Origin of the sequence: Gordonibacter massiliensis (ex Traore et al. 2017) (assembly GCF_019731765.1) — a bacterium.
Lineage (GTDB): Bacteria > Actinomycetota > Coriobacteriia > Coriobacteriales > Eggerthellaceae > Gordonibacter > Gordonibacter massiliensis.
On record NZ_JAASIO010000001.1, the window covers coordinates 679,243 to 701,611 of the forward strand.

General features: G+C 70.7%; 25 protein-coding genes and 1 tRNA gene. 25 read left to right on the forward strand and 1 reads right to left on the reverse strand.

Features of this window, described 5'->3' with window-relative positions:
* Window positions 1–269: 269 nt before the first annotated feature.
* Window positions 270–785, forward strand: a complete 516-nt coding sequence (locus HCH03_RS02755) for a ferritin (RefSeq protein ID WP_221688253.1) — start codon at window positions 270–272, stop codon at window positions 783–785.
* Window positions 786–899: 114 nt separating this feature from the next.
* Here HCH03_RS02755 and HCH03_RS02760 read toward each other — a convergent pair.
* Window positions 900–974 (reverse strand) — tRNA-Val (locus HCH03_RS02760).
* Window positions 975–1,498: 524 nt separating this feature from the next.
* Here HCH03_RS02760 and cpaB (HCH03_RS02765) point away from each other — a divergent pair.
* The 24 genes from cpaB (HCH03_RS02765) (at window position 1,499) to HCH03_RS02880 (ending at window position 22,353) form a co-directional block, all read left to right on the forward strand.
* Window positions 1,499–2,200, forward strand: coding sequence for a Flp pilus assembly protein CpaB (gene cpaB / locus HCH03_RS02765; RefSeq protein WP_080144399.1), 702 nt, complete (start codon window positions 1,499–1,501; stop codon window positions 2,198–2,200).
* Entirely contained in the window at window positions 2,197–3,642 is a 1,446-nt protein-coding gene (locus HCH03_RS02770) for an AAA family ATPase (RefSeq protein ID WP_221688254.1), read from the forward strand. The genes cpaB (HCH03_RS02765) and HCH03_RS02770 overlap by 4 nt, the downstream gene beginning before the upstream one ends.
* A gap of 2 nt (window positions 3,643–3,644) precedes the next feature.
* Window positions 3,645–4,970: a CpaF family protein gene (locus HCH03_RS02775; RefSeq protein WP_221688255.1), complete on the forward strand. Its 1,326-nt coding sequence runs from the start codon at window positions 3,645–3,647 to the stop codon at window positions 4,968–4,970.
* Window positions 4,940–5,920: a type II secretion system F family protein gene (locus HCH03_RS02780; protein WP_221688256.1), complete on the forward strand. Its 981-nt coding sequence runs from the start codon at window positions 4,940–4,942 to the stop codon at window positions 5,918–5,920. Before HCH03_RS02775 ends, HCH03_RS02780 begins: the two co-directional genes overlap by 31 nt.
* Window positions 5,917–6,891 (forward strand): type II secretion system F family protein, encoded by a 975-nt coding sequence (locus HCH03_RS16735; protein WP_368042407.1) that lies wholly within the window; start codon window positions 5,917–5,919, stop codon window positions 6,889–6,891. Before HCH03_RS02780 ends, HCH03_RS16735 begins: the two co-directional genes overlap by 4 nt.
* 307 nt (window positions 6,892–7,198) lie before the next feature.
* Window positions 7,199–7,474, forward strand: a complete 276-nt coding sequence (locus HCH03_RS16275) for a hypothetical protein (protein ID WP_246599481.1) — start codon at window positions 7,199–7,201, stop codon at window positions 7,472–7,474.
* 5 nt (window positions 7,475–7,479) lie between these two features.
* Window positions 7,480–7,785 (forward strand): hypothetical protein, encoded by a 306-nt coding sequence (locus HCH03_RS02795; protein WP_246599482.1) that lies wholly within the window; start codon window positions 7,480–7,482, stop codon window positions 7,783–7,785.
* A gap of 22 nt (window positions 7,786–7,807) precedes the next feature.
* Entirely contained in the window at window positions 7,808–8,350 is a 543-nt protein-coding gene (locus tag HCH03_RS02800; RefSeq protein ID WP_246599483.1) for a TadE/TadG family type IV pilus assembly protein, read from the forward strand.
* The gene (locus HCH03_RS02805; protein ID WP_368042408.1) at window positions 8,338–10,587 is read left to right on the forward strand and encodes a molybdenum cofactor biosynthesis enzyme; all 2,250 of its coding nucleotides are present in this window, start codon (window positions 8,338–8,340) and stop codon (window positions 10,585–10,587) included. Before HCH03_RS02800 ends, HCH03_RS02805 begins: the two co-directional genes overlap by 13 nt.
* Window positions 10,584–11,051, forward strand: a complete 468-nt coding sequence (locus HCH03_RS02810; protein WP_246599484.1) for a hypothetical protein — start codon at window positions 10,584–10,586, stop codon at window positions 11,049–11,051. Before HCH03_RS02805 ends, HCH03_RS02810 begins: the two co-directional genes overlap by 4 nt.
* Window positions 11,048–11,572: a hypothetical protein gene (locus HCH03_RS02815; RefSeq protein WP_221688257.1), complete on the forward strand. Its 525-nt coding sequence runs from the start codon at window positions 11,048–11,050 to the stop codon at window positions 11,570–11,572. The genes HCH03_RS02810 and HCH03_RS02815 overlap by 4 nt, the downstream gene beginning before the upstream one ends.
* Entirely contained in the window at window positions 11,569–12,057 is a 489-nt protein-coding gene (locus HCH03_RS02820; protein ID WP_246599485.1) for a DUF192 domain-containing protein, read from the forward strand. Before HCH03_RS02815 ends, HCH03_RS02820 begins: the two co-directional genes overlap by 4 nt.
* Window positions 12,054–12,827, forward strand: a complete 774-nt coding sequence (locus HCH03_RS02825; protein ID WP_221688455.1) for a hypothetical protein — start codon at window positions 12,054–12,056, stop codon at window positions 12,825–12,827. Before HCH03_RS02820 ends, HCH03_RS02825 begins: the two co-directional genes overlap by 4 nt.
* Window positions 12,824–13,720 carry a peptidase A24 gene (locus tag HCH03_RS02830; RefSeq protein WP_221688258.1) on the forward strand — a complete coding sequence of 299 codons (897 nt, stop codon included), beginning with the start codon at window positions 12,824–12,826 and terminating at the stop codon, window positions 13,718–13,720. The genes HCH03_RS02825 and HCH03_RS02830 overlap by 4 nt, the downstream gene beginning before the upstream one ends.
* Before the next feature lie 84 nt (window positions 13,721–13,804).
* Window positions 13,805–14,035 carry a hypothetical protein gene (locus HCH03_RS02835; RefSeq protein ID WP_080144408.1) on the forward strand — a complete coding sequence of 77 codons (231 nt, stop codon included), beginning with the start codon at window positions 13,805–13,807 and terminating at the stop codon, window positions 14,033–14,035.
* Window positions 14,022–14,531: a TadE/TadG family type IV pilus assembly protein gene (locus tag HCH03_RS02840; protein ID WP_221688259.1), complete on the forward strand. Its 510-nt coding sequence runs from the start codon at window positions 14,022–14,024 to the stop codon at window positions 14,529–14,531. Before HCH03_RS02835 ends, HCH03_RS02840 begins: the two co-directional genes overlap by 14 nt.
* The gene (locus tag HCH03_RS02845) at window positions 14,528–15,049 is read left to right on the forward strand and encodes a pilus assembly protein (protein ID WP_185904205.1); all 522 of its coding nucleotides are present in this window, start codon (window positions 14,528–14,530) and stop codon (window positions 15,047–15,049) included. The genes HCH03_RS02840 and HCH03_RS02845 overlap by 4 nt, the downstream gene beginning before the upstream one ends.
* The gene (locus HCH03_RS02850) at window positions 15,046–15,720 is read left to right on the forward strand and encodes a hypothetical protein (RefSeq protein ID WP_221688260.1); all 675 of its coding nucleotides are present in this window, start codon (window positions 15,046–15,048) and stop codon (window positions 15,718–15,720) included. Before HCH03_RS02845 ends, HCH03_RS02850 begins: the two co-directional genes overlap by 4 nt.
* Window positions 15,717–16,619 (forward strand): Flp pilus assembly protein CpaB, encoded by a 903-nt coding sequence (gene cpaB / locus HCH03_RS02855; protein ID WP_221688261.1) that lies wholly within the window; start codon window positions 15,717–15,719, stop codon window positions 16,617–16,619. Before HCH03_RS02850 ends, cpaB (HCH03_RS02855) begins: the two co-directional genes overlap by 4 nt.
* On the forward strand, window positions 16,612–17,931 hold the full coding sequence (locus HCH03_RS02860; RefSeq protein WP_221688262.1) for a CpaF family protein: 1,320 nt from the start codon (window positions 16,612–16,614) through the stop codon (window positions 17,929–17,931). The genes cpaB (HCH03_RS02855) and HCH03_RS02860 overlap by 8 nt, the downstream gene beginning before the upstream one ends.
* A 35-nt stretch (window positions 17,932–17,966) precedes the next feature.
* On the forward strand, window positions 17,967–18,902 hold the full coding sequence (locus tag HCH03_RS02865) for a type II secretion system F family protein (RefSeq protein WP_221688263.1): 936 nt from the start codon (window positions 17,967–17,969) through the stop codon (window positions 18,900–18,902).
* A 36-nt stretch (window positions 18,903–18,938) separates the two neighbouring features.
* Window positions 18,939–19,946, forward strand: coding sequence for a type II secretion system F family protein (locus HCH03_RS02870; RefSeq protein ID WP_221688264.1), 1,008 nt, complete (start codon window positions 18,939–18,941; stop codon window positions 19,944–19,946).
* An 11-nt stretch (window positions 19,947–19,957) separates the two neighbouring features.
* Window positions 19,958–22,105: an RICIN domain-containing protein gene (locus HCH03_RS02875; RefSeq protein WP_221688265.1), complete on the forward strand. Its 2,148-nt coding sequence runs from the start codon at window positions 19,958–19,960 to the stop codon at window positions 22,103–22,105.
* 65 nt (window positions 22,106–22,170) lie between these two features.
* Complete coding sequence (locus HCH03_RS02880; protein ID WP_185904212.1) at window positions 22,171–22,353, forward strand: type II toxin-antitoxin system HicA family toxin; 183 nt, start codon at window positions 22,171–22,173, stop codon at window positions 22,351–22,353.
* Window positions 22,354–22,369: the final 16 nt, after the last annotated feature.

Genomic DNA, 22,369 nt, shown 5'->3' on the forward strand with positions numbered 1-22,369 from the left:
CGAAAACGCGTTTCGGGGCCGAATTCCGCGTTTTTGGGCCGACAGTGCGTTCGGGTTTCGTTCGAAGGCGCCGAGCGGTGCTTTCGGCGCGGCCCTGCATGCGGCGGGGCCCTGCCTGCGAGGGAGGTGCTTCGCGCGGTTCCTGTGCTGATTTTGGATGACCGCTCGTCCATCGTTTCCCCTTGTCTCGCGGTGGGGGTATCATTGATTTCGACAGTGATGGTTGCCGTGTCGTCGGCGGGCGCGCGGCCGACTTCCTAGGAGGAATCATGGACAAGCATGTGTACGAACTACTGAACGATCAGATCAACAAGGAGCTGTATTCCGCCTACCTGTATATGTCCTTCGCCGACTACTACGAGGACGAAGGGCTCAAGGGCTTCGCCAATTGGTACATGATCCAGACGGCCGAAGAGCGCGACCACGCCCTGATATTCCGCAAGTACCTGCTGGACAACGGCTGCTCCGTGAAGCTGAAGGCCATCGACCAGCCCGACAAGACGTTCTCGACCTATCTGGAGCCGCTGGAGGCCGCGCTCGAGCACGAGAAGTACGTCACGTCCCTCATCAACGACATCTACGCCGCCGCCCACGACGCCAGGGACTACCGCACCATGAAGTTCTTGGACTGGTTCATCGAGGAGCAGATGGAGGAAGAGGCGAACGCCGAGGACATGATCACGAAGATGAAGCTGTTCGGCACCGACGCCAAGGCGCTCTACGACTTGGACAAGGAATACCAGGCGCGCGCGTACTCCGTGCCCACGCCGCTCGCAGGGGAGTAGCGCTTCGGGGAGCTTCTCCGGCAGGGGGTCGGCGCCGTTTCGGGCAACAGCCCGGTTTTCAGGCCGATGAAGAAGAGGCCGCAAGCCGTTTCGGGCTTGCGGCCTTTTTGCGCGTGGTGGGCGATAACGGATTCGAACCGCTGACCTTGTGCGTGTAAAGCACCTGCGCTCCCGCTGCGCCAATCGCCCTTGATCTGCGCCTTGCGGCGGCAGAGCGTTCATTCTCCCACAGAACGCGGCTTCGTGCAACGCGGCTTGGGCGCGCGTGCTTTGGAAACCGTGCTTTCGTCTCGGCAAAAGGGGGCGCCGAGCTTTGGACGAGGCTGCGTTTCGGCCAGCCGCAAGAGACCCGGGGCGCTCGGGCGGACGGACCTACTGAGGTGCGTGCGCGTTGCGCGACGCGTTTTCGAAGGGAAAGGACCTTGACGGCCGGGCGCGCGAAGAAGCGCGCTCCTTGCCGCGACGGGTTTTCCACCGTGCTTTTTTCGCGGGCGAATTCGCTTTTTATTTTTGCGCCATCAGGCATTTCGATCCCCTCGTTTGATTTCCGTTGGATATGCGCTTGATTCGCGTTGGCCGCGTGCAAGGTCGGGACGGTCGAGGCGTTGGAAACGTGCAAGGTCGGCGCGGTTTCGCGTGGGGTGCGGCAACGGTTCCCGGGCAAGGTCGCGGATGCATACTGGGGGCACGGAATCCCAGATGCGGAGGCAGCGATGAAACGAAGGAAGACGACGATAGCGGGTATCGCCTGCGGCGTGTTGTGCGCGGCATGCGTGTTCGCTTATGTGCAAAGCGTGCGGGGCGACGCGGAAGCCGCCCGCGCGGAGGCGCTCTCCCGTTACGGAGGGGAGCAGGTGGAGGTGTGCGTGGCGCGACGCGACGTGGCTGCGGGCGAGAAAGTGGACGCGGCGGCGATCGAAACGAAGCTGTGGGTGGCCGACCTGCTGCCCGCAGACGCGGCCCGTGCCGCATCTGACGTGGTGGGACGCACGGCCACGTCCTCCATCCTGGCCGGCGAGGTGGTGTCGCTCAAGCGGTTCGGCGAGGCTTCGGCGACGGTGGACGTGCCCGCAGGGCTCGCAGCGCTGAGCGTTCCGGCGAAAACGGTGCAGGCCGTGGGCGGGGCGCTGGCCCCGGGCGCGCGGGCGGACTTGTACGCTTCGGGCGACACGTCCACGGCGGCCGTGGCACGCGACGTGCTGGTGCTGGCCACGAGCTCGAGCGCCGCGGACGGTGCGGCTTCGGCCGACGTGACGTGGGTGACCGTGGCCGTGGAGCCGGAATCGGTGCAGGAGATCATCGCGGCGTCGCGCAAGGCGGAGCTGTACTTCGCGCTGCCCGCCGCCGACGGCGGGTCGGGCGGTTCCGGGAAAGCGGAAAGCCGGGCGGACGCTGGAGCGGAGGGGTCGCGATGACGTCGTCTGTGGCGCTGTGCGCCGATGCCGAGAGCATCCGGCGACCCGACCTCATCGGGCTCGCGGGCGAGAATCTGGCTCGGCAGGAATGGCTCCGCCTGTTCACGTCGGGCGAGGACGCGCGGCGGTTCCTGCGCGGCGATCGCAGCGTGAGCGAGGCGTGGGTGGCGGGATGCGACGACGTGGAGCCCATCAACCTGGCCGCCGCCCTCAAACGGGATCGCGCCGATTTGCGCGTATGCCTGTTGGCGTTCGAGGGCACGGGATCGCTGATGAGCCGCGCGGCTGCGGCCGGCATCGACGCGTCGCTCACGCGCCAGGCGTTCGTCGACCGCTATGCGCAGATGAAGCGGAAGCACGTGGACGCGACGGGCGAAGGGCCCCGGGGAGGGTTCGTCGCAGGCTCCGAAGGAGCACCCGGCGACGTGCGCTGGCCGCCTTCCGACGGAGGTTTCCAGGGACGTACGCCCGCGCCGCGCCTCGAAAGGGGTTCGAGCGCACACGGCTCGTGGCGGGGGACAGGTGCGGGAGCGGGCGATCTGCGATGCGAAGAAGGCGTGGATGCCGATCGATCCGAGCCGCGTTGCGCCGCGCGCGTCGCGCCGGCCCCGGCTGCAGGGAGACCGGCGGTCGCCGCGAGCCGCCGGGCGTTCGTGCTGCCGGTGGTCAGCGGCAGCGGCGGAGCGGGCAAGAGCACGGTTTCGACGCTATCCGCGCTGTTCGCGCAGGGTTTGGGGTACCGCACGCTGCTGCTCGACTTCGACCTGCGCTTCGGCGACGTGCACGAGCTGTCGGGTGTGCCGAACGCGCTCGGCGTGGACGAGGCCCTGGCTGCGCCAGCCCGCATCGCGTCGCTTGCGCCCGACGGGCTCGTGCCCGCCGTGCTGGCCGCACCGAAGCGGCTCGAAGACGCGGAGGCGGTGGTGCGGGAGGCGCCGCGCCTGCTGGACGAGCTGCAAGGCCGTTTCGACGTCATCGTGGCGAACACGGGGGCCTCGTGGGCCGAGGAGCACGCGCTGCTGCTGGAGCGCTGCTCCAAGGCGCTGTTCCTGGTGGACCAACGGCCGTCGTCGCTGCGCGCGTGCCGGCACGCGCTGGAGCTGTGCGCACGGTGCGGCATCGCCACGGGGCCGTTCCTGTTCGCGGCGAACCGCTGCGCCAAGGGCGCTCCGCTCACGTCCATCGACGTGTCGTGCGCCCTGCGCGGTGCGGCCGCCGTGGAGCTGCGCGAGGGCGGGGGCGAGGTCGAGGAGCTCATGGGCGCCGGGCAACCCCTCGACCTCATCGCCGCGAAGAACGATCTGTGCACGAGTTTGGAGCATGTGCTAGTGGACGTTCTGCCCGGTTGCGAGGGCCGCACGCTGAGCGTGGCGGAGCCGAGTGCCGGACGGGCGGAGCGACGGTTCGGCAGGAACCGCCGACGCGGAGGAAGGAGGGGCTAGCCATGTCCCTGTTAGAGCGGGTGCAGCAGGCGGGAAACGGGGTGGGGCCGCGCGACGGGCTGCGGAGTGCTCCCGGGCTCGATGCGTTGAGAGACCAGGTGCAGGCGCTCGTGTCGGCCGATGAAGTGGCGGCCTTGCAGGCCGAGAATCCCGAGCGGGCTCGCAACGAGGTGCGCAGCGCCTGCCGCCGCGTGTTCGAGGGGCCTGATTGGGCCGCCGTCTCGCCGGAGCGCCGTGCGCGCCTCGAAGGAGAGCTCGTCGACGCGGTGTTCGGCTTCGGCCCTTTGGAGGGCCTGCTGGCGGACGACACCGTCACGGAGGTCATGGTGAACGGTCCCCGGAACGTGTTCTTCGAGCAGGACGGACGCCTGTTCCGCAGCGACCGGGCGTTCGACGACGAAGGACAGCTCCGCGCGCTCATCGACCGCGTGCTGGGGCCTTTGGGCCGGCGCATCGACGAATCGTCTCCCATGGTCAATGCCCGTCTTCCACAAGGGCACCGCGTGCACGCCGTCATCCCGCCGCTGGCGCTGGACGGCTCGGCGCTCACCATCAGGAAGTTCGCGCGCCGCGTGATGACCTTGGAGGACATGGAGGCCGGCGGGTCGTTCGACGCGGCCATGCGCACGTTTCTGGTGTGGGCGGTGCGGGCGCGCAAGAGCGTGGCCGTGTCGGGCGGCACGGGCTCGGGCAAGACCACGCTGCTGAACGCGCTGTCGTGCGTCATCCCGCACGAGGAGCGCATCATCACGATTGAGGATTCGGCCGAATTGCGGTTTTTGGAGCACCCGCACGTGGTGCGCCTCGAGGCGCGTTCGCGCAACGCGGAGGGGCTCGGCGAGGTGACCATCCGCGATCTGGTGACGAACGCGTTGCGCATGCGGCCCGACCGCATCGTGGTGGGCGAGTGCCGCGGGGCGGAGGCCCTCGACATGCTGCAGGCCATGAACACCGGTCACGACGGATCGCTCACCACGCTGCATGCGAACTCGCCCGAGGAGTCGGTGGCGCGTCTGACCACGATGGTGCGCTATGGCGCCGATCTGCCTGTGGACGTGATCGAGGCGAACATCGCCAGCGCCATCGACGTGGTGGTGCAGATGGCCCGCGCACTGGACGGCTCGCGGCGCATCGCGGAGGTCGTGGCGCTCTCCTTCGATCGCGATAGTCGGCGCTGCGTTGCGGAGCCCCTGTTCAAGCGGGGCGAAACGGAGGATTGCGGCCGATGGTCGGCCGCGCCGTCATGGACGGCCGACCTGCCGGCGCGCGGCTGCGCACGGCTCGGGGAGGTGGAGGCGTGGATGCGCGCATGCTGCTTGGCGGCCTGAGCCTGGCCCTCGCGTTCGCCGCGGCGACGCTGCTGGCCTCGGGTTTGCGATCTGCCGTGCCGAGCCGTCGCGACGCGGCGTCCGTCGCGTGCGGGCCCGACGCGCCCCGGTCCGGGCGTTTGGCATGGCGGGTGCGCAACGGCTTCGCGTTGACGGCGCCGCTTGCCGAGGCGTTGCTGCGGAGCGCGCGCGTGAGGCGGTTCGCCGACGACGCGGTGCGTCTGCTGGCCGAGCGTCGCTACGTCACCACCGAACGCGCGCTGCTCTCATGCGTCGTTGCGGCGTGCGCGGCGCTCGGATTGGCGGCTCTCGCCGCAACGCGGAGCGTCGTCGGCGCTCTTGCCGCCGTGGCCTGCGCGCTGGTGGCGACGGGGTGGCGCGTTCGGTCGCAATGCGACCGTCGTCGCGAGGGCGTTCGGGACGCGGTGCCCGACGTGCTTCGGTCGATGGGCACGTGCTTCGAGGCGGGCTTGTCGCTGCAGCAGACGCTGTCCCAGGTGGCGAGCGAGACGAGCGGGCCTTTGCGCACCGTGTTCGCGCATGCGGCCCACGTGCTGGAGGCGGGCGGGAGCGCCGAGCAGGCGCTCGAGGACGTCAAGCGGGGCTCCGGCGCTTCCGAGCTCGCGTTCGTCGCCGTGGCGCTGGACGTGCAGCACCAGACGGGCGGCAGTATGAGGCAGGTGCTTGACGCCGCGCGCGATTCGGTGGAGGGAGAGCTCGCCCTCAAGAGGTCGCTCAAGGTGCAGACGGCCCAGGCCCGCCTCTCGGCCCAGGTGGTGAGCATCATGCCGTTCGCGTTGGTGGCGGTGTTCTCTTTGGTGAGCGAGGACTTCCTGGCGCCGTTCTTCGCCAGTCCGGCCGGGTTCGCGCTGCTGGGGCTGGCCCTGGGCATGCAGGCCGCGGGCGTGGGCATGGTGCGGCGCGTGCTGGCCGTGGGGGCGGCGTCGTGAGCGGGGCTGGCGGATGGGCGGTTTCAGCCTGCGCCTTCGCCGCCGCGGCCGGGACGATCCTCGCCCAGGCCGCGATGCGGGGGCGCCAAGCGGCCGCGCGGCGCCAGGCGGCGTTCGGCCGCGCGGCCGGAGGCGGCGTTGCCGGAGATGATGCGGGCGGATGCGCCGGCGCGGTGGTGCGCTATGCGGTGGGCTTGAGCCGGCGCATGGCGTTCGGGGCGACGCGCCCCGTCACCCCGCGGGCGCGGCCGCGCGTTCGGCGGGACGGGCCAGGCGTCGAGTGCTCCGGACGCGTGAGCGCCTGGTTCGCCGCGCATGTGCGGAAAGCGGGCCTCGCTGCCAAGGTGAGCTGGGAGGGCTACCGGGAGAGCCGGGTGCGCATGGCGCTCGCATTCGCGCTTGGCGGAGCGCTTGCAGGGGCGATGCTGTCGAACGAGCTCGCGCTGTTGTTGGGCGCAACGGGGCTGCTGGCGGGCGCTCTGGCGCCGCGCTGGGCCGTGCGCTCGGTCGAACGGCGCCGTGCCCAGGAGGTTGAGCGCGACCTGTCGGAAATGCTGGAAGTGGTGGCGCTGGGTCTGCGCGGAGGGTTGTCGTTCGACCGCAGCTTCGAGCTGTACGGCATGCACTTCGCCACGCCCCTCGCCCTGGCGTGCGCATCGGCCCGCAGACGGTGGTCGTTGGGGTTGTCCACGCGCGACGAGGCGCTGCGCGAGCTGGCGGCCTCGTACGACTCCGAGGCGCTTGCGCGCGTCGTAGAGAACGCGGTGCGGTCTTTGAGGTTCGGATCGTCGCTGGCCGAGAGCCTCGAAGCGGCGGCGGCCGAGGCGCGTGCCGAGCATCGGGCGCGCATGGAGGAGCGGGCGGCCAAGGCTCCGGTGAAGATGATGATGCCCACGGGCGCCCTCATCCTGCCGGCCATGCTGCTGCTGGTGCTGGGTCCGGTGCTGTTGGAATTGGCGAACGGGTTTTAGGCGGAGCGGGCGTATCGAGCGGATCGACGGGTGTTTTTCGCGGGATTGCGTCGAGGTTTTGGGAAGCGGCGGTTTTGCCGGTCGATGGGGCTGCATCAAAAGTTGCCAAAACACCTAGGGCAAGGGCTCTGCCCTTGCCGTTTACCGGGGAAACGTCGCTTGTCGAGCGGCAAGGGCAGAGCCCTTGCCCTACGCGATGAGCGAAAACGAAGCTTTTGATACAGCCCCAAGGCGGCGAGCGGCGGCTTGCGTCTCCTACGAGACGGTGCTTTGCGGTTTATACGACCTAGGAGGAAGGGAGTGCGCGATGGAGGTTCGGAAGACGGGCGCGCTTTGGGCGCGCGGCGGGAGGCGGCTGGCGGGCGGGTTGCTGGCTGGCTGGCGCGAGCGGAACCGCGCGGCGTGGCCGCGCTGGTCGGCGGCGTGGCGGGTGCGGATGGCGCGGGCGCGCGGCCAGGGCACGACGGAATACGCCATCTTGGTGGGTGTGCTGGTGGTGATAGCCATTCTGGCCATCGCGGTGTTTCGGCCGAAGCTGCAGGAGCTGTGGGACGCCATTGCGAGCGGCATCAACGGGTTGTGACGGGCATGGCCGGCTTGCAGGCGAGGCTATCGCTCGGGTCGTTCGCGTGCTGCGTTCGGAGAAAGCCGCGCGCGCCGTGCCGCCGGCGCGTGGCACGGGCGGTGTCGCTTGCGGCGCGCGGCGGGGAGCGCGGCCAGGGAACGGTTGAATTCGCGCTGGTCACAGCTGGGTTGCTTGCCGTGGTCGTGGCGTGCGGGGCGCTCTGGCGCTCGCTTGAGGGCGGTTTGTTCGTGGAGCACGCGCTGACGGCGGCGTCTCACCACGTGCAGGGCGTCGCCCCGGGGGCGGTCGCGGACGTGTTTCTGTATTGACGGAGATCGAAAGGAGGCGGACATGGTCGGGCGGATGCCGCAGGGGATCCCGGCGCTCGGAGCCGGGAGCAGGGAGCGAGGACAGGCGACCGTCGAAGCGGCGGCGCTCGTCCCCGTGCTGTTCGTGGCGCTGCTGCTTCTTCTGCAGCCGGGCATCCTGCTGTACGACCGCATGGTCATGCAGGGCGCGGCGGCGGAGGGTTGCCGGCTGCTCGCCACCAAGACCGGCGCGCTGGGCGACATGGACGGCAGCTGCGAGGCGTTCGTGCGCCATCGGCTGGGAGCGGTGCCGCCACACGACTGCTTCCACGTGCATCGCGGCGGATGCAGCTGGGACGTCGAGCTGGCGGGCGACGAGGGCTCGCAGACGGTGAGCGTGACCGTGGGCAACGACGTGCGGCCATTGCCGCTGCTGGATGCGGGCGCCGCGCTGCTCGGCATGACCGATGCGGCGGGCAACCTGCACCTGGAGGCGACGGCGTCGATGCCGACGCAGCCCGCATGGGTCGACGGGGCCGAGGCGGGGCGCGATCCTGCCGGGTGGATCGGGGCGTGGTTGCGGTGAGGCGGAAGATGATGCCGGCGGCCCGCGTTCCGAAAGCCGCGTCCGGGAGCGCGCGGGCGAACCGGTTGCGGCCGCTTTCGCCGGGCCGATGCGGGGGCCGTGCGCGCCAACCGTTCGGGCTGTTCCGCGACGAGGACGGGTTCACCACGGTGGCCGTGGCGCTGGCGCTGCTTGTAACGCTGTCGCTCGTGTTCACGTCGGCGCAGGTGTACCGCGTGAGCTCGGCGTCGGCCGACGTGCAGGACGTGGCCGATGCGGTCGCCCTCGCGGCCGAGAACGAGGTGGCGGAGTTCATGATCGTCGTGCGCGTGTGCGATGCCGTGGCGCTGTCGCTCTCGCTCACGGGCGCGGTGGTCGCCGGCCTGGGCGTGGCGGCGCTGTGCACGCCGGCGACGGCGGGCGCGTCCGGAGTCCTGCTCGATGCGGCTCGCAAGGTGGTGCGGGCGCGCGACGCGTTCGCCGAGAAGGCTGCCGCGGGGCTCAACCGCCTGCAGAAAGCGCTGCCGTTCCTGGCGGCCGCCAATGCGGCGTCGGTGGCGTCGGCGAACAACGGTGGCGCGATGGGCGCGTCGTACCTGGGGCTGGCCGTGCTCGTGCCGGCAGACGGCGAAGAGCTGTCGGTGGGGGCGGTGGAAGGCGCCGAGGACCTGGTCGACCAGGCCGAGCGGGAAGCCGACGACATCAAGCAGGCCGCCGCCGAGGCCGAGGAGGCCGCGCAGGAAGCGGCTGCGTGCAAGGAGCGCGCGTTCATGCGCGACTGCGGCGACGCGCCGGCGTACTGCATGTACGAGCGCGCGGCGACGCTCGCCGGCATGGCGGGAGCGGACAACCCCCGCTACGCGAGCGTCGACGTCTGGTCGTTCTCCGTGGCGCTCGACCGCGCCCGCGCCTATTACGCGTGCCGGTTGGCTGCCGAGGAGCCCGAGGGGTCTTCTGCGGAGGAGCGTGCCCGCTCGGCCCTGCGCGAGCGCTTCTACCGGTATGCGGCCGCCGAGGTGGAGCGCGGCTACGTGCGCGAGACCGCCGACTCGTTCGAAGCGTTCTTCCCGCATCTGCCGAAGAACACGGCGGAGATGCGCCAGACGAGCCTCTACACGGAGGCGGTTTACCCCGTGACGGCTGACGAAGGCGGGCAAGCGGTCGTGCACGCATGGCCGGGATGCCCCGAGGCGGCGGGCGCAACGGGGACGGCCTCCATCGCGCAGATGGAAGCCGACGATTGCCCCGCCTGTCCCGCCTGCGGCTTCACGGCCGCCAGCATGGGGAAGGTGGCCGCGGCCTCCACGTCCATCGAGAACGGTTTCGAACACCATTACGAGGCCGTGGCACAGGCGGCCGACGAGTACCAGAAGGCGCGCGCGAAACTCGACCCGCTCGCGGCCGAGGTGAAGGGCAAGGCGGGCGGCCTACTGGACCGCTGCCTGGACGTGCTGCGGCGCGCAGGCGGCATGCGCATCGACGCCGCGCCTCCCGGCCGGTTCGGCGCGGTGGCCTTCGCGGTGAACACGAACGCGGCCGCAGCCTCCACCGGCTTCGCCAACGGATACGTGAGCGAGGCGGGTGCGCTGGGCGCGCGGGCGGCCGTGTCGGCGGCCACGCTGGTGGCCGAGCCGTCGGACGAGGGGCGAAACGTGGTGTCGTCGCTGCTCGACGGCTTGCGGGGCGAGGGCGGCGCGGCGACGGGCGCGCTCGGCGTGGTGCTGGATTGCTGGTCGGGGCTTTTGGGTGCCTACCTCGAGGGGCAGGGCGCCGTGCAAGGCGCCATCGAGCGCGCGGTGGACGCGCTGCCGTTCGCGAGCGCGAGCGGGCTGGGGTCGTGGGCGGCGGGCGCGTTCGGGAAAGCCGCGGAGGCGCTGGGCCTGGAGCCGGCGAAGCTCGACGCGCTGAAGCCGGTGCTGGTGAACACGGCGCACGTGGCCTCGGCCGACGACGCGTCGTTTTCGGCGCGCTTCCTCGCCGTGAAGGCGCAGGCCGTGGCGCACCCGCTCGCGTCGACCGACCTGTTCTCGTCGGTGGTCACGGCGGCCGAGGCGGCCGCCGTGGAAGGGGTGGCCGGGCTCGACGGCACCGTCGAGATCGCCTCGGTGCGGCTGTTCGGCGACGACGGGCCTGCCATCCCGATAACCATCGCGTTGCCGCAGGCGGCGAAGGACGCGGCCGCCGATTTCGCAAGCGGGGTGGCCGACGGTGTGCGGTCGGTGTACGCGCAGGTGACGGGGGTGAGGACGTGGGAATGACGTGGAAGCGCGCGCCGTGCGCCCGGGCAGCGCGGAGACGGGGCGCGGCCGAGCGCGGGCAGATGACGGTGGAGCTGGCCGTGGTGTTTCCGGTGCTTGTCGCCGTGGCGGTGATCGCGGTGAACGCGCTGCTGTTCTTCTCCGAGTGCGCGGCGTTCGATCGCGTGGCGCGCGAGGCGGTGCGCGTGCACGCCACGTCGCCGGCCTACGGCCAGGGGCTCGAGCAGAGCCGCGCGCAGGTCGCCCAGACGGTGGAGCAGGCGTTCGACCGGCCGTTCGAGGCCACGCGCGTGGCGGTGGAGGGAACGGGCGGCGGGCACGCCCGGTTCACGGCGACCATCGAGTTCTCGCCGACGCTGTTCGGGATGGGCTTGAAGCCGTCGGTGTTCGGCGTGGCGCTGCCGCCCCTGCAGCATGAGGTGTCGCTCGCGGTCGATCCGTACAAGCCGGGGGTGCTGCTGTGAGCGCGCTTCTCCGCCGCAGGCGTCGGGCGGCGGCCGTTCTGGCGGCGCTGCTCGCGCTGGCGCTTGCGGCGGATGCGGTGCTGAAGGCCGAACGCCCGGGCGTGGCGCACGAAGCGGCGGCCCTAGCGGCGGACGGATGGGACGCGCGCGGGCTCCTCGCGTTCGGCGAAGGGGAGGGGACGGCGGGGGATGCGAACGACGCGTATGCGGTCGAGCCGCTGCCCGAGGGCTTCGCCGAAGAGGTGATGCCGCTTGACGGGTACGCCGACGTGCGGGTGGGCGCCGAGGGGGCGGTGGTGGGCTTCACCGTGAACGCAGAGCCGGCGCGTGCGTTCGAGGAGGTGCGGAGCGCGTTGCGCGAACGCGGTTGGACGTCGGTGCCCTCGGGCAGCGATGCGGGCGGCTCGTTCGTGAAACGTGCGGGGCCGCGCACGTGGGCCTACGTCGCGTGCGTGCGGACGGGAGAGACGACGAGCGTCGTCGTGCAGTGCGCGGCGATCGATGGGAAAGGACGAGCATGATGGAGAAAACGGAAGTCGGCACGCGAGACCTCGCGTGCCGGAAGGGGACTGCTTCGAGCGAGAGGCGCGTGGCGAAGAGGGCTCCGGAAGGATTGGGGAGGCGGCGGTCGGAGAAACCGGAGAGGGTCACGGTTTCCGCAAATCCCGAGCAAGCGAAGCGCTTGGAGAAGCGCACGGCGCTCACGCTGGCCACGCGCGGGAGGCGCAAGGCGGCCGGTCTGCTGTTCACCGGGCCGAACGACAAGGCGTTGCTGCTGGTGTCGTGCAACGACGTGCACACGGTGGGCATGCGCCATGCCATCGACGTGGCGTTCGTTGACCGGGCGGGGCTCGTGGTGGAGGCGCACCGCGCCGTGGGGCCCCTGCGCAGGCTGCGCAACGCCAAGGCCGTGGCCGTGGTGGAGCGGTTCGCCTCGTGCGACGCGCCGTGGTTCGCGGTGGGCGACCAGGTCATGATCTCCAGCGGAAGGGAGGCGGCGTTATGAAGACGTGTCCGATATGCCGGGCGCGCACGTTCGACGACGCGGAGGTGTGCTACGGGTGCATGCACCGTTTCGATAGCGAACCGGTGCGTCGACCTGCGGTCGAAGAGGACGTTTGGGAGCCCGACGAGGCGGTGGCGCGGCCCACGATCGGCGATGCGGCAGCGGGCGAAGAGGCTCTCGGGGAGGAGCGGCATCCTGCTCGCTCTCGTCCGGCCACGCGCCTCGACTTGGTGGAAGCCGCAGGTCGTGCGGAGACGCGCCCGGTGGACGGAAAGGAGCCGGAACGCGAAGGGAAGCACGCCTCGCCGGGTGCCGGGCGGTCGCCTGCGCGAGCGCGGCCCGAGGCGGATCTTGCGCCGCAGCGTGCCGAACAGCACCGGGCGAAGGCCGTGCGCTTCGACGACGGTGCGGGGCGGGCGCTGCCGGCGTCTCGCGCGGCTCCGGCTGTGCCGTTCGACGGTGCCGGCTGGATCGTGCGCTTCGAGTTGCCGGGATCCGCCGCCTCTTCGCTCGAGCCGCTCGACGGTGGGACATGCGCGCATGAGGCGGAGGATGGGCGCGACGCGGCAGCATGCTCCCTGGTCGTCAGCATCTGCCCGATGCGAGCGGACGCGGTGCCCGCCGACGGCGCGTCGGCGCGAGGGGCGAGGACGTTGGAGCTCGGCGGCATGCGAGCCGCGCAGGCCCTCTTCGCGAGTTCTGAGCCGAAGCGGCGCGCCGGGTTCGCGGGCGCGACGCCCGTCGCAGCGGGCGAAGGCGGAAAGTCGTGAGCGCCTCGATGGTCGCTGCGTTCGCGGCCGTCGGCGGAGCTCTCGGATGGTTCGCCGTACCCGGTGCGAGCGATGTGCTGCTGCGCCGGGCGCGCGCCCGCGCCGACGCCTGGTGGCGCGACTCGCTGGAAGCCTACCGGGCCTTCAAACGCGAGCATCCCGACGTCGAGCCCTCGAGCTCGGCGCGCGGAGTCGAAGGGGCGGTGGGCATATGGCGCGACGAGGCGTTTTCCGCCGGTCTGGCGGGGTCGCTCACGCAGGAGCGGTTGCGATCGCTTGCCTCCGCCGGGTTCAAGGTCGACGGGTTGGCCGCGGCGGGCACCGAAGAGAGTCGCCGCCTGCGTTGCTCGTTTCGGGCGCGCAAGCGGGATCGCGCGCTTTGCGCGCTGGCCCTGGCCGCTGCGGCGGCGACTGCGGCGGCGTTCGTTTCGAATGCGATCGCCGCCGCGTTGCTCGGCCTGTGCGCCGCGGCTATGGCCGTGGCGGTGGTGTGCGACGCGCGGGCCCGCATCATCCCGCTCGAAGCGTGCGCGCTCGTCGCGCTGGGGGGCGCGGCCTTTCAGGCGGCGGTGCGGGGGCCGGAAGGCCTTGCCGCCGGGGCGCTGTTCGCGCTCGTCGTGACGGGAGGATGCGCGCTGGCGAACCGCCTGTTGCGCGTGCGCTGTCCCGGCGGTGCCGTGGGGCGCGGGGACGTGCGGTGCATGGGTGCGCTGTCGTTGGCCACCGGCGCCGGCGCGGCATGCGGCTTCGCGGCGTGCTACGCGCTTGCGGGTCTCGTGGCCTTGGGCGGATGCGCGATGCGCCGGTTGAAGCTGGGCGACGGGATGCCCATGGCGCCGTTCCTATCGGCCTGGCTGGCTTGCGGGGCGGCGGCGAGCGTGGCGCTGGCGTAAGCGCATGGCGGCGCTCGTCGCGAAAAACGTGGAAGAGCGGGCCCAAAACGGGGCCCGCGAACATTCAAGAAAGGACTGTCTATCATGAAAAAGGAAAACAACCTGGTGAAATGCAGCAAGCTGAGAGCGCTCGCCGTGCGTGGCGAAGAGGGCGGCGGATCCGAGATCGTGCAGACGGTCATCGTGCTCGGCTTCGCCGTGGGGCTGGGGGCGGCGCTCATGCTGCTGCAGGGCAACATCCAGACGGCCATCACCACGGCCGGCACGAACATCACGGACATGTTCTCGAAGGTGACGTCCGGTGCGGCCAAGTAGGCGGGCCGAACGGGGCGGGAGCGCCGTCGTGGCCGTGGTCGCCATGCCCATCCTGCTCACGTTCCTGTTCGCCGCCATCGACTTGGGGCGCGTCGTGTTTTTGGGTTCCGAGGCGGGCGCGGCGGCCCATGCCGTTTGCCGCCGTGTGACAACGCGCCCCGCATCGGCGTCCTCGCCGGACGAGCTGCGCGAGGCCGCGGTGGAGGCGGCTCCGTCGCTCGCCGGCGAGGGGCTGGACCTGTCCATCGACGTCGGCGTGGGCGACGTCGAGGAATGCGCGCTCGCGTACCGGCTGTACGACGACGAGGCCGGCTCGTTCCTCTCCCGCACCGTCCGCACGCGCACGCGACCGGTGGAGGCGACGGTCGCCGTGAGCGGCCGCTATCTGACCCCGCTCGGCGCGCTGCTTTCCAAAGGGGCGGGCGAGGCGGCGTTTCGCTGCTCGGCGCAGGCGCGCGGCTCGATCGACGAGACGGCGGAGGGAGCGGGCGCATGAGCGCGCCGCGAAGATCTCGCGCGTCGCAGGCTTCGGAGCGGGGGAGCGAGGTCGTGCAGTCGGTGGTCGCCGTGTCGCTCGTGCTGCTGGCGGTGTTCGCGGTGGTGCAGGTGGGCGGCATGATGCTGTCCATCAGCCGGCTCACGGCCGATCTTTCCCGCGCCTGCCGGCAGATGGACACGGCGGGCCTCGCGCTCGCCGCCGATCGGGAGCGCTTCGTGGCCGAGGAGGTGCTCGGCGCGGCGACGCAGTTGAAGCCCGAGCTGCTGCAGGTTCGAAACGTGAGGATGTCGGCGGCGGTCGAAGAGGGTGCGGGGCAAGCGCCCGGGCAGGGAACCGCTTCGGATGCGGATGCCGGGGTCTTGCAGCGAACGGACGCCGCGCGCGTGTCGTTCGACGTGGCGTACGAGCTGCCCTCCTTGGCGGCGTTTCCCGGGCTCGCCCATCGGACGATCGCGCGGCATGTGGTGTGCGAACACGTGGAAGGCCGGGTCGTGGAAGTGGGGGTGGGGCCGTGAGCTGCGGGATGATGCGCGTCGCGGCCCCGCACGCTGCGGGGCAGGGCGGCCGGCTGCTCGAGCCGGGCGAGCGCGGATCCATCGCGCCGCTTGCGGTGATGGCGGCGCTTCTGTTGTTCTCCGTGCTGGCGTTCTCGGTGGACCAGGGCATCGCCTGCGCGGTGAAGACGGGGCAGGAGAACGCGCTCGATGCGGCGCGTGACGCCTGCTTCGACGCCTCGTTCGCGCTGGCGGCGAAAAACGACGAGGACCCGGGTCTTGCGGTTGCGCGCCGCCTTGCGGAAACGCTGCGTGCGGAGGGCTTCCCGGGGGAGGTCGACGTGTGGTTTTACGAAGTGCCGAAAGAGGACCTGCCGGCTTCGCGGCGCGTTTGGGGCATCGCGGTGCAGGTGCGGGATCAAGCGCCCACGGTGTTCGCGCGCGGGTTCGGCGTCGCGTCGCTGCCGGTGGCGTCGAAACGCGTGGTGGTGGCCGAGCCGTTCGCCGGGTCGGAGGTGTGGCGCCCCGACGTTGCGGGCGGCGAGACGTTCGAACTGCGTGCGGGCGCCGAGGCATCGGCCTTGGCGCGAGCGCGGCTCGCGCGCCTTGACGAATGCCCAATCGAATTGGAGCGCGAGGTGCGCGCCGCCGTCGCGGCGGCGAGCGGGGCGCCCGAGAAGGAGGAACCATGATCATGCAACGAGCAAGGGAGCGGGCGGGCGGCGCGTCCGGCTACGCCAGCCGCGAGAGTGCGGGCCCGGCGACGGGCGGCGCGTCGGGCTCTGCGACCGAACGGCAGGAGCGGCCCCGCCGATCGCGCGGATCTTCCGCCGCGCGCGAGGCGCAGGATCCGCAAAAGGCGAAGAGCCTGGCCGCCGTTGCGGCGGTGTCGGTCGCGGTGGCCCTGGTAGCTGCTGCGTACGGGACGTGGGCGGCCCTGTCCGCGCAGGCGACGGTGGCCGCTGCGGGTGCCGACGCCCAGCCGACGCTGGTCGCGGCCGCCGACGTACGCGCCGGAGACGTGCTCGCGGCGTCGTCGTTCGAAGTGCGTTCGATCCCGCGCAGCCTGCGCGTGCAGACGGCGCTCGGGGCCGACGCCCTCGAGGGAGGCGCGTCGTTGCTCGGCCAGCGAGCGCTCGTAGACATGCCCGCGGGCACGCAGGTCACGCCTGCGGCCGTTTCGGGCCGTGCCGACGGTGCGCGCCTGTCGGCGGTGCTCGCGGCCGGCCGGCAGGCCGTCACCGTGGCCGTCGATGCCGAGTCGGGGCTCGCCGGGCAGCTGCGTCCGTCCGACCGCGTGCGGGTGGTGGCCCTGGAAGGCGCGGCGTCTGGAGAGGTCCTCCTGGCAACGATCTGCGACGACGTGCGCGTCGTTTCGCTCGACGGCGACCGGGTGGGCGAAAGCGGGACGTACGCGTCCGTGACGCTGGAGGTGACGCCTGATGAGGCCGACGCCGTTCGGGCCGCGCAATGGGCGGGGAAGGTGAGCCTCGTGCTCATGCCCGCGTTCGCGGAACCCGCGCAGGAAGACGCCTCGCCGGATACGGCGGCGGACGGCGCGAACGAAGCGGAGGAGGCCGTCGATGGATAGGACGCTCGAGCGCGCGCTCAAAGCGGCCGTGCGCGACGAGGTGGCCGCGAAGCTGGGCGGCGGCGCAGCGGGGCCCGACCAGGTGAAGGCGTTCGTGGTCGAGGCGGTCGAGACGTTGCGGCTCGACTACGGCGCGCATCTGGAGCCGGCTGAGGCGGACGCGCTCTGCCGCGCGATCGTCGACGACTTCCTCTACTACGGCCCGCTCCAGCCGTTGCTCGAAGACGGAACCATCACCGAGGTGATGGTGAACGGCGGCGGCGTCGACCTTGCCGATCCGGCGCTGTCCTATTTGCCCCCTATCGTGTACGTGGAGCGGGCGGGCAAGCTGGAGTACCGTCCCGACGTCGCGTTCGACGATGCGGGGCACGTGCGTCGGATCATCGACAAGATAGCGGAGCAAGCGGGCGTTCGCTGCGACGAGGCGCATGCCATGGGGTGCGCCATGCTGCCGGGGGGCCGGGCGCGCGCCACGTACGTCGTTCCTCCGCTCGCCCCCGACGGGCCGGCGCTCAACCTGCGCATGTTCAAGGAAGACCTCATGAGCATGGGCGACTTGGAGCGGGCCGGCGCGCTCACGGCCGCCATGTCGGATTTCCTGCGTTCGGCCGTGGCGGCGCGCTGCCCCATTGTCATATCGGGCGGCACCGGATCGGGCAAAACCACGCTTCTCAACGCGCTTTCCGAGTTCATTCCCCCTGGCGAGCGCGTGATCACCTTGGAGGACACGCCGGAGTTGCGGCTGCGCACGCCGCACACGGAGCGCATGCAGACACGCGAGGCGAACGTGGAGGGCGAGGGGGCGGTGGGCATGCGCGAGCTGGTGGCCATAGCGCTCAGGCGCCGTCCCGACCGCATCATCGTGGGCGAGTGCCGAGGCGCGGAGGCCTACGACATGCTGCAGGCCATGCAGACCGACCACCCCGGTTCCATGACCACCGTGCATGCGAACGACCCTGGCAACGCCATCAGCCGCCTGCGCACCATGGTGGGCTACGCGGACGGCGACCTGAACCGCGAGGTCATCATGCAACAGATAGCCGAGTCGCTGTGCGGTGGGCTCGTCGTGCATGTCGAGCGCCTGCAGGACGGGAGCCGGCGGGTCACGAGCATCGTGGCCGTCGACCCGTTGCCCGAGGGCGGAACGGTCATCCCGCGCGCCGAGCTGTTCGCCTTCGATGTGGAAGGGGTGGACGACGACGGGTGGGTGATGGGCGCGTGGCGGGCGCGCGGCATCCAGCCGCAGCACATCAAGGAGCGCATGAGGGCCGCGGGCGTCTGGTACGACCCGGAATGGTTCTTTTCGACGTGACGCCGGGCGGGTGGTTGGCGATCAGAGGAGGAACGATGGTGTACATAACGGTATCGACCGCCATCGCGGCGGCATGCGCCTTCCTTGCGGCGAAGGTGCTGGCCTTCGTCAGGGAAGGTCGGCTGGAGCAGCGCAGGCGCGAAGCGCTCGTCGGCTCGAGGGGGCAGGCCGGGCGACAGAGGACGGGCGCTCGATCGGAGGGCAGGTCCCAGGCGGGCATCGAGCGCGACACGCCGCTCGCCAAGCGCCTGCACGCTGCCGGCATCGGCATGGCTCCCCGCCGGTGGATCGCGCTCGTTGCCGGTGCGAGCGCGGCGGCGGGGTTTTGCCTTGCGGCGGCAAGCGGCATCGCGGCGCTCGGACCGGTGGCAGCGGCGGCGATTCTCGTTGCGGCTCGGTTGCTGGTGCGCCGACGCTCGCGCACGCGAAGCGACCTGCTCGACGTCCAGCTCGCCCATGCGCTTCCGCAGATCGCGGCCGGCCTGCGCGGTTCGCTCACGCTCGAGCGGGCGCTGCGGGTCGCCCTCGTGCACATGGACGACCCGCTGCGCGGCGAGGTGGCGCACGTGCTGGCCGACGCGACGTACGGCATGCCCTTGCACGAGGCCCTCGAGGCGATGGCGCGGCGTACCCAAAGCGCGGACGTGAAGACGCTCGCCTCCGCGACCAGGATGCGCCAGGGCAGCGGCGGCAGCGTGGCAGCTGCCCTGGCCATGATCTCGTCCCGCGTGAACGCCCGCTTGAAAGCGGCGCGCGAGCTCAAGGTCGAGGTGGCCGGAACGCGTTTGGCCAAGTGGTTCGTCGCGGGTGCCATGCCCGTCATATTTTTCGTCATGTACGCGACGAACGCCGATTTCGCCCGGTTCTATGCGACGGAGCCGCTCGGCTGGGCCGTGCTCGGCATCGCGGCGGTCATGGAGGCGGCCGGCCTTGCGATGGCGCATGCGGTCACGTCGCTCGATCGGCGATAGCGACGGCGGGCAAACGGAAAGCGAAGGGGGACTCAGATGGAAGGTTCGTGGCTGGCGATCATCGTGCTTCTGGCGTTCGGGTGCGCGGCGGGGTGCGTCGCCTACGAGGGGCTGGTGAGGCGGTACGCGCCGCCGCGCGTCGAGCGAGCGGCGGGTTCCGCTGCAGGGGTTTCGCCGGCACGCGGGGGTGCGGGCGGGATCCGCAACTTTGGGCGGCGCCGCGCGGGGGCGGCTGGGACGGGCGCCGGCTCCGGTGAAACCGGTTCCGCGGCGCATCGCGGTGCGCCCACGCGTTTCCTCGCTGCGGCCGGACGGCGCATCGAGCGGGTGCTCCCCATGACGCGAGCCGACGGCGATTCCTACCGCACCCTGATCATGCGGGCCGGCTGGCGCCTCGAACCTGAGACATGGCGCGCCGCGCGCATCGTTTCGGCTGCCGGATGCGGGGCGTTGGCGTGTGCGTCCTCCCTGACGATGGGCGGTGCTACGCCGACGGTGGCATGTGCGGCAACGGCGGTGGCGGCCGTTGCCGGCTGGACGGCGCCGCGCATCGTGCTCGCGCGCGCCATCGCGCGTCGACGCCGGCTGATCGAGGCGCAGCTTCCCGACGCCATGGGGCTTCTGGGTATAGCCATCGCGGCCGGGTCGCCCGTGGAGCAATGCTTCCGCGAAGTCGCCCAGAACCTGGAACAGCCTCTTGCGGACGAGTTCGAGGCGGTGGACCGCGAGGTGAACCTGCTGGGGCATTCCCGCGAGCAGGCGCTCGACCATCTGGCTGCCCGCTGCGAGAGCCGGGACGTCTCGGCTTTTGTGGCGCAGCTCGTGCAGGCGGTGAGCCAGGGCTCGTCCATCGCCGAAGGCCTGTCGTCCCAAGCCGCCCTCGCGCGCGAAACGGCGCAGGCGGCGGCGCTCGAGCGCATCCGCAAGATGCCCACGAAGCTGGACGTGATCCTGTCGTTCTGCTTCCTGCCTCCGACGATCGCGCTCGTCGTGGTGCCGACGGTGGTGGATCTGCTGAAGTTTTTGAACGACACGCTGCGATAAGGGGGTTCGCTATGGGAACGGAACAGGGAAGTCGCGGGTCTGCATCTAGCGGAAGACCGCGGTTCGAAGAAAGGGGCGGCACCCCGTCGCGCGCCGAGGCGAGCGGCGTTTCGCCGAGCTCCGAAGCGCGTGCCACGCGGGCAGGCTTCGATGCGGACGGTGCGTCGCCCGATGCGGGCGCGGTAGCGGAATCTTCTGACGTTGCGCGACCGGGCACGCCCCCGTCGTGCGGACGGAGCATCGCGCGGCGCACGTTTCTGGGATTGGGCGGGGCGGCTGCGCTTTCGTTGCTGTTGGCGCCGCGCCTGGCGTGGGGCGGCGTGGGCGGCGGGAGTTGGGGAGAGGTGGGCGCCGTGGCGCACCCCGGGTCGCATTTCGGGTACGACGGCGGGTGGGGCCACTCCAGCAACGGGTGCGTGTGGCTCGCCGTAAGCTGCAATGCCACGGTCGGTCGCATGACCGAGCTGTTTCTGGAGATGAGCGTGACGTCTTACTACGCCAACGGCGGCATCTGGTCGCCCACGTGGTTCACCGACTATCCCGACACGCACGTCGATTCGTTCGTGCGCAACGAATCTGGGGCGTGGATGTCCTCCACGAGCGGTTTCTACGACACCGTCTACGACTGCGCTTCGTTCCAAGGTCCCTACGCCACTCATGCGCTGCGCGTGCGTCGCGAGGCGTGGGACTGGTGGGCTTGGGCGGGCGTGAGGGCCTGGTGCGATTCCCCCGACAGCGCCTACGGCATCGACACGACCGCCGAGGCTTCGCAGCTCATTCCCCGTCATCCGCTGGCGGACGATCGCTCATGGCAAGGGAAGATCGCGACCCTGCGCCCCGAGGCCGCGCCGCATTTGCGCCTCGACGCTTCCGAGGGCGGTACCGCGAATGGCACTAACATGCTGGCGTGGGGCGCGTCCGACTACACGAACCAGCATTGGCTTGTGCTCACGAGCGCGCAAGGCCGCACGTGCCTTGTTCCTGTGCACACCGGCAGCGCGCCCCTTTTCGCCGACGTGTCCAGCAACGATTGGAACGACGGCGACAACGTGCACCTCTGGCAGGGCACCGGCGGCTGGAACCAGTCGTTTTGGCTGCATGATCTGGGCACGGGTTACCATCTCATCGTGCCGGAGTGCTCGGGCTGCGCGTTCGACCTCTACGGTGGCGGCCAGGCGAACGGCACGAACGTCGTGCAATGGAACTGTTACGGGAACTGGGACAACCCCAATCAGCACTGGATGCTGGAGGAACCGCTTTTCCGCGAGCGGGAGCCGGGCGCGATGACGCTTTCCGGCATCGACGGGGCGGGGGAGGCGGAGCCGGGGGCCGTGCTCGCTCCCGCGGATCCCGATCAGGCGTGCCTGCCGCGCAACTACCCGGGAACCGCCGGAATGTTCTACCGCTACGCCTGGTATCGGGGCGTTGCGCCGGGGGAGCGCACCGTGCTCGCACGCGAGGCGAGCGAAGACCCTGCGTACAAGGTGACGGAGGCCGACGAGGACGCGTATCTCACCTGCGTCGTGAAGGCGCACGCGCGCTACGGGGACGTGCCGTACCGGGGCGAGGTGGCAACCGCCTCGGTGCGGGTGCGCTCGCGCCATGCTCGCATCAGGTTCTTCGCGGACGGCGCGGGCGAGCCGTGCTTCGTCGACGAGGCGGAGCGCGGATGCTCCTACGAGCCGCCTCGGGCGGCGCAGGCCGCCGCCGTGAAGCCCGGTTGCTCAGGAGTCGACGGCTGGTATCGCGATGCGGGCTGCGCCGAGGCCTACGTTGACGGCTCTTTGGTCGAAGGCGATCTCGACCTGTTCGCGCGCAACCGCGTGGAGCTGTCGTACGCCATGGCCGGCTCCTCGTGCCTGCTGGCCTCCTCGCATGCGTACTTCTTCGACGAAGCTGCCGAGCATCCGTTGCTCGATCCGCAGGTTCTGCTCCCGCCGCCCGCGTCGCTCCATTACGGAGACCGCGTGACGTTCGCCCGCGGAGCGAGCGCGTGGTACGAGGACATGGGGCGCATGCGCGAAGCGTCCTGCGCACCAGGCGCCTACGCCGACGCCGACGCTTCGGGTCCGCTCATGCGCTCGGCCCGCCTCACCCGCAACACCGTGGCGTATCTGGTCTGGCGCACTCCCGCCTACGACGGCATCGCGCTTTCATGAAATGAGGCGTTAAGTCTAACTCTTGAGTAATACTAACTTTAGCGTTATAGTGAAAGGAAAGAACCATGCCTCCGAAACCGTTCGAGATATATCGTCGGCTTTTGCGAGAGGGTTGGCATGACGATGGCTGCACGGGCTCGCACCGAAAGCTTTCCAAGGGCGACGCTAGGATCGTATTGCCGATGCATCGTGGAGAGATGGCCAAGGGGATGTGGGAGAGCGTCAAGAAAGAAGCAGGTTGGCGGTAAGTCTCATCGGAAGGAG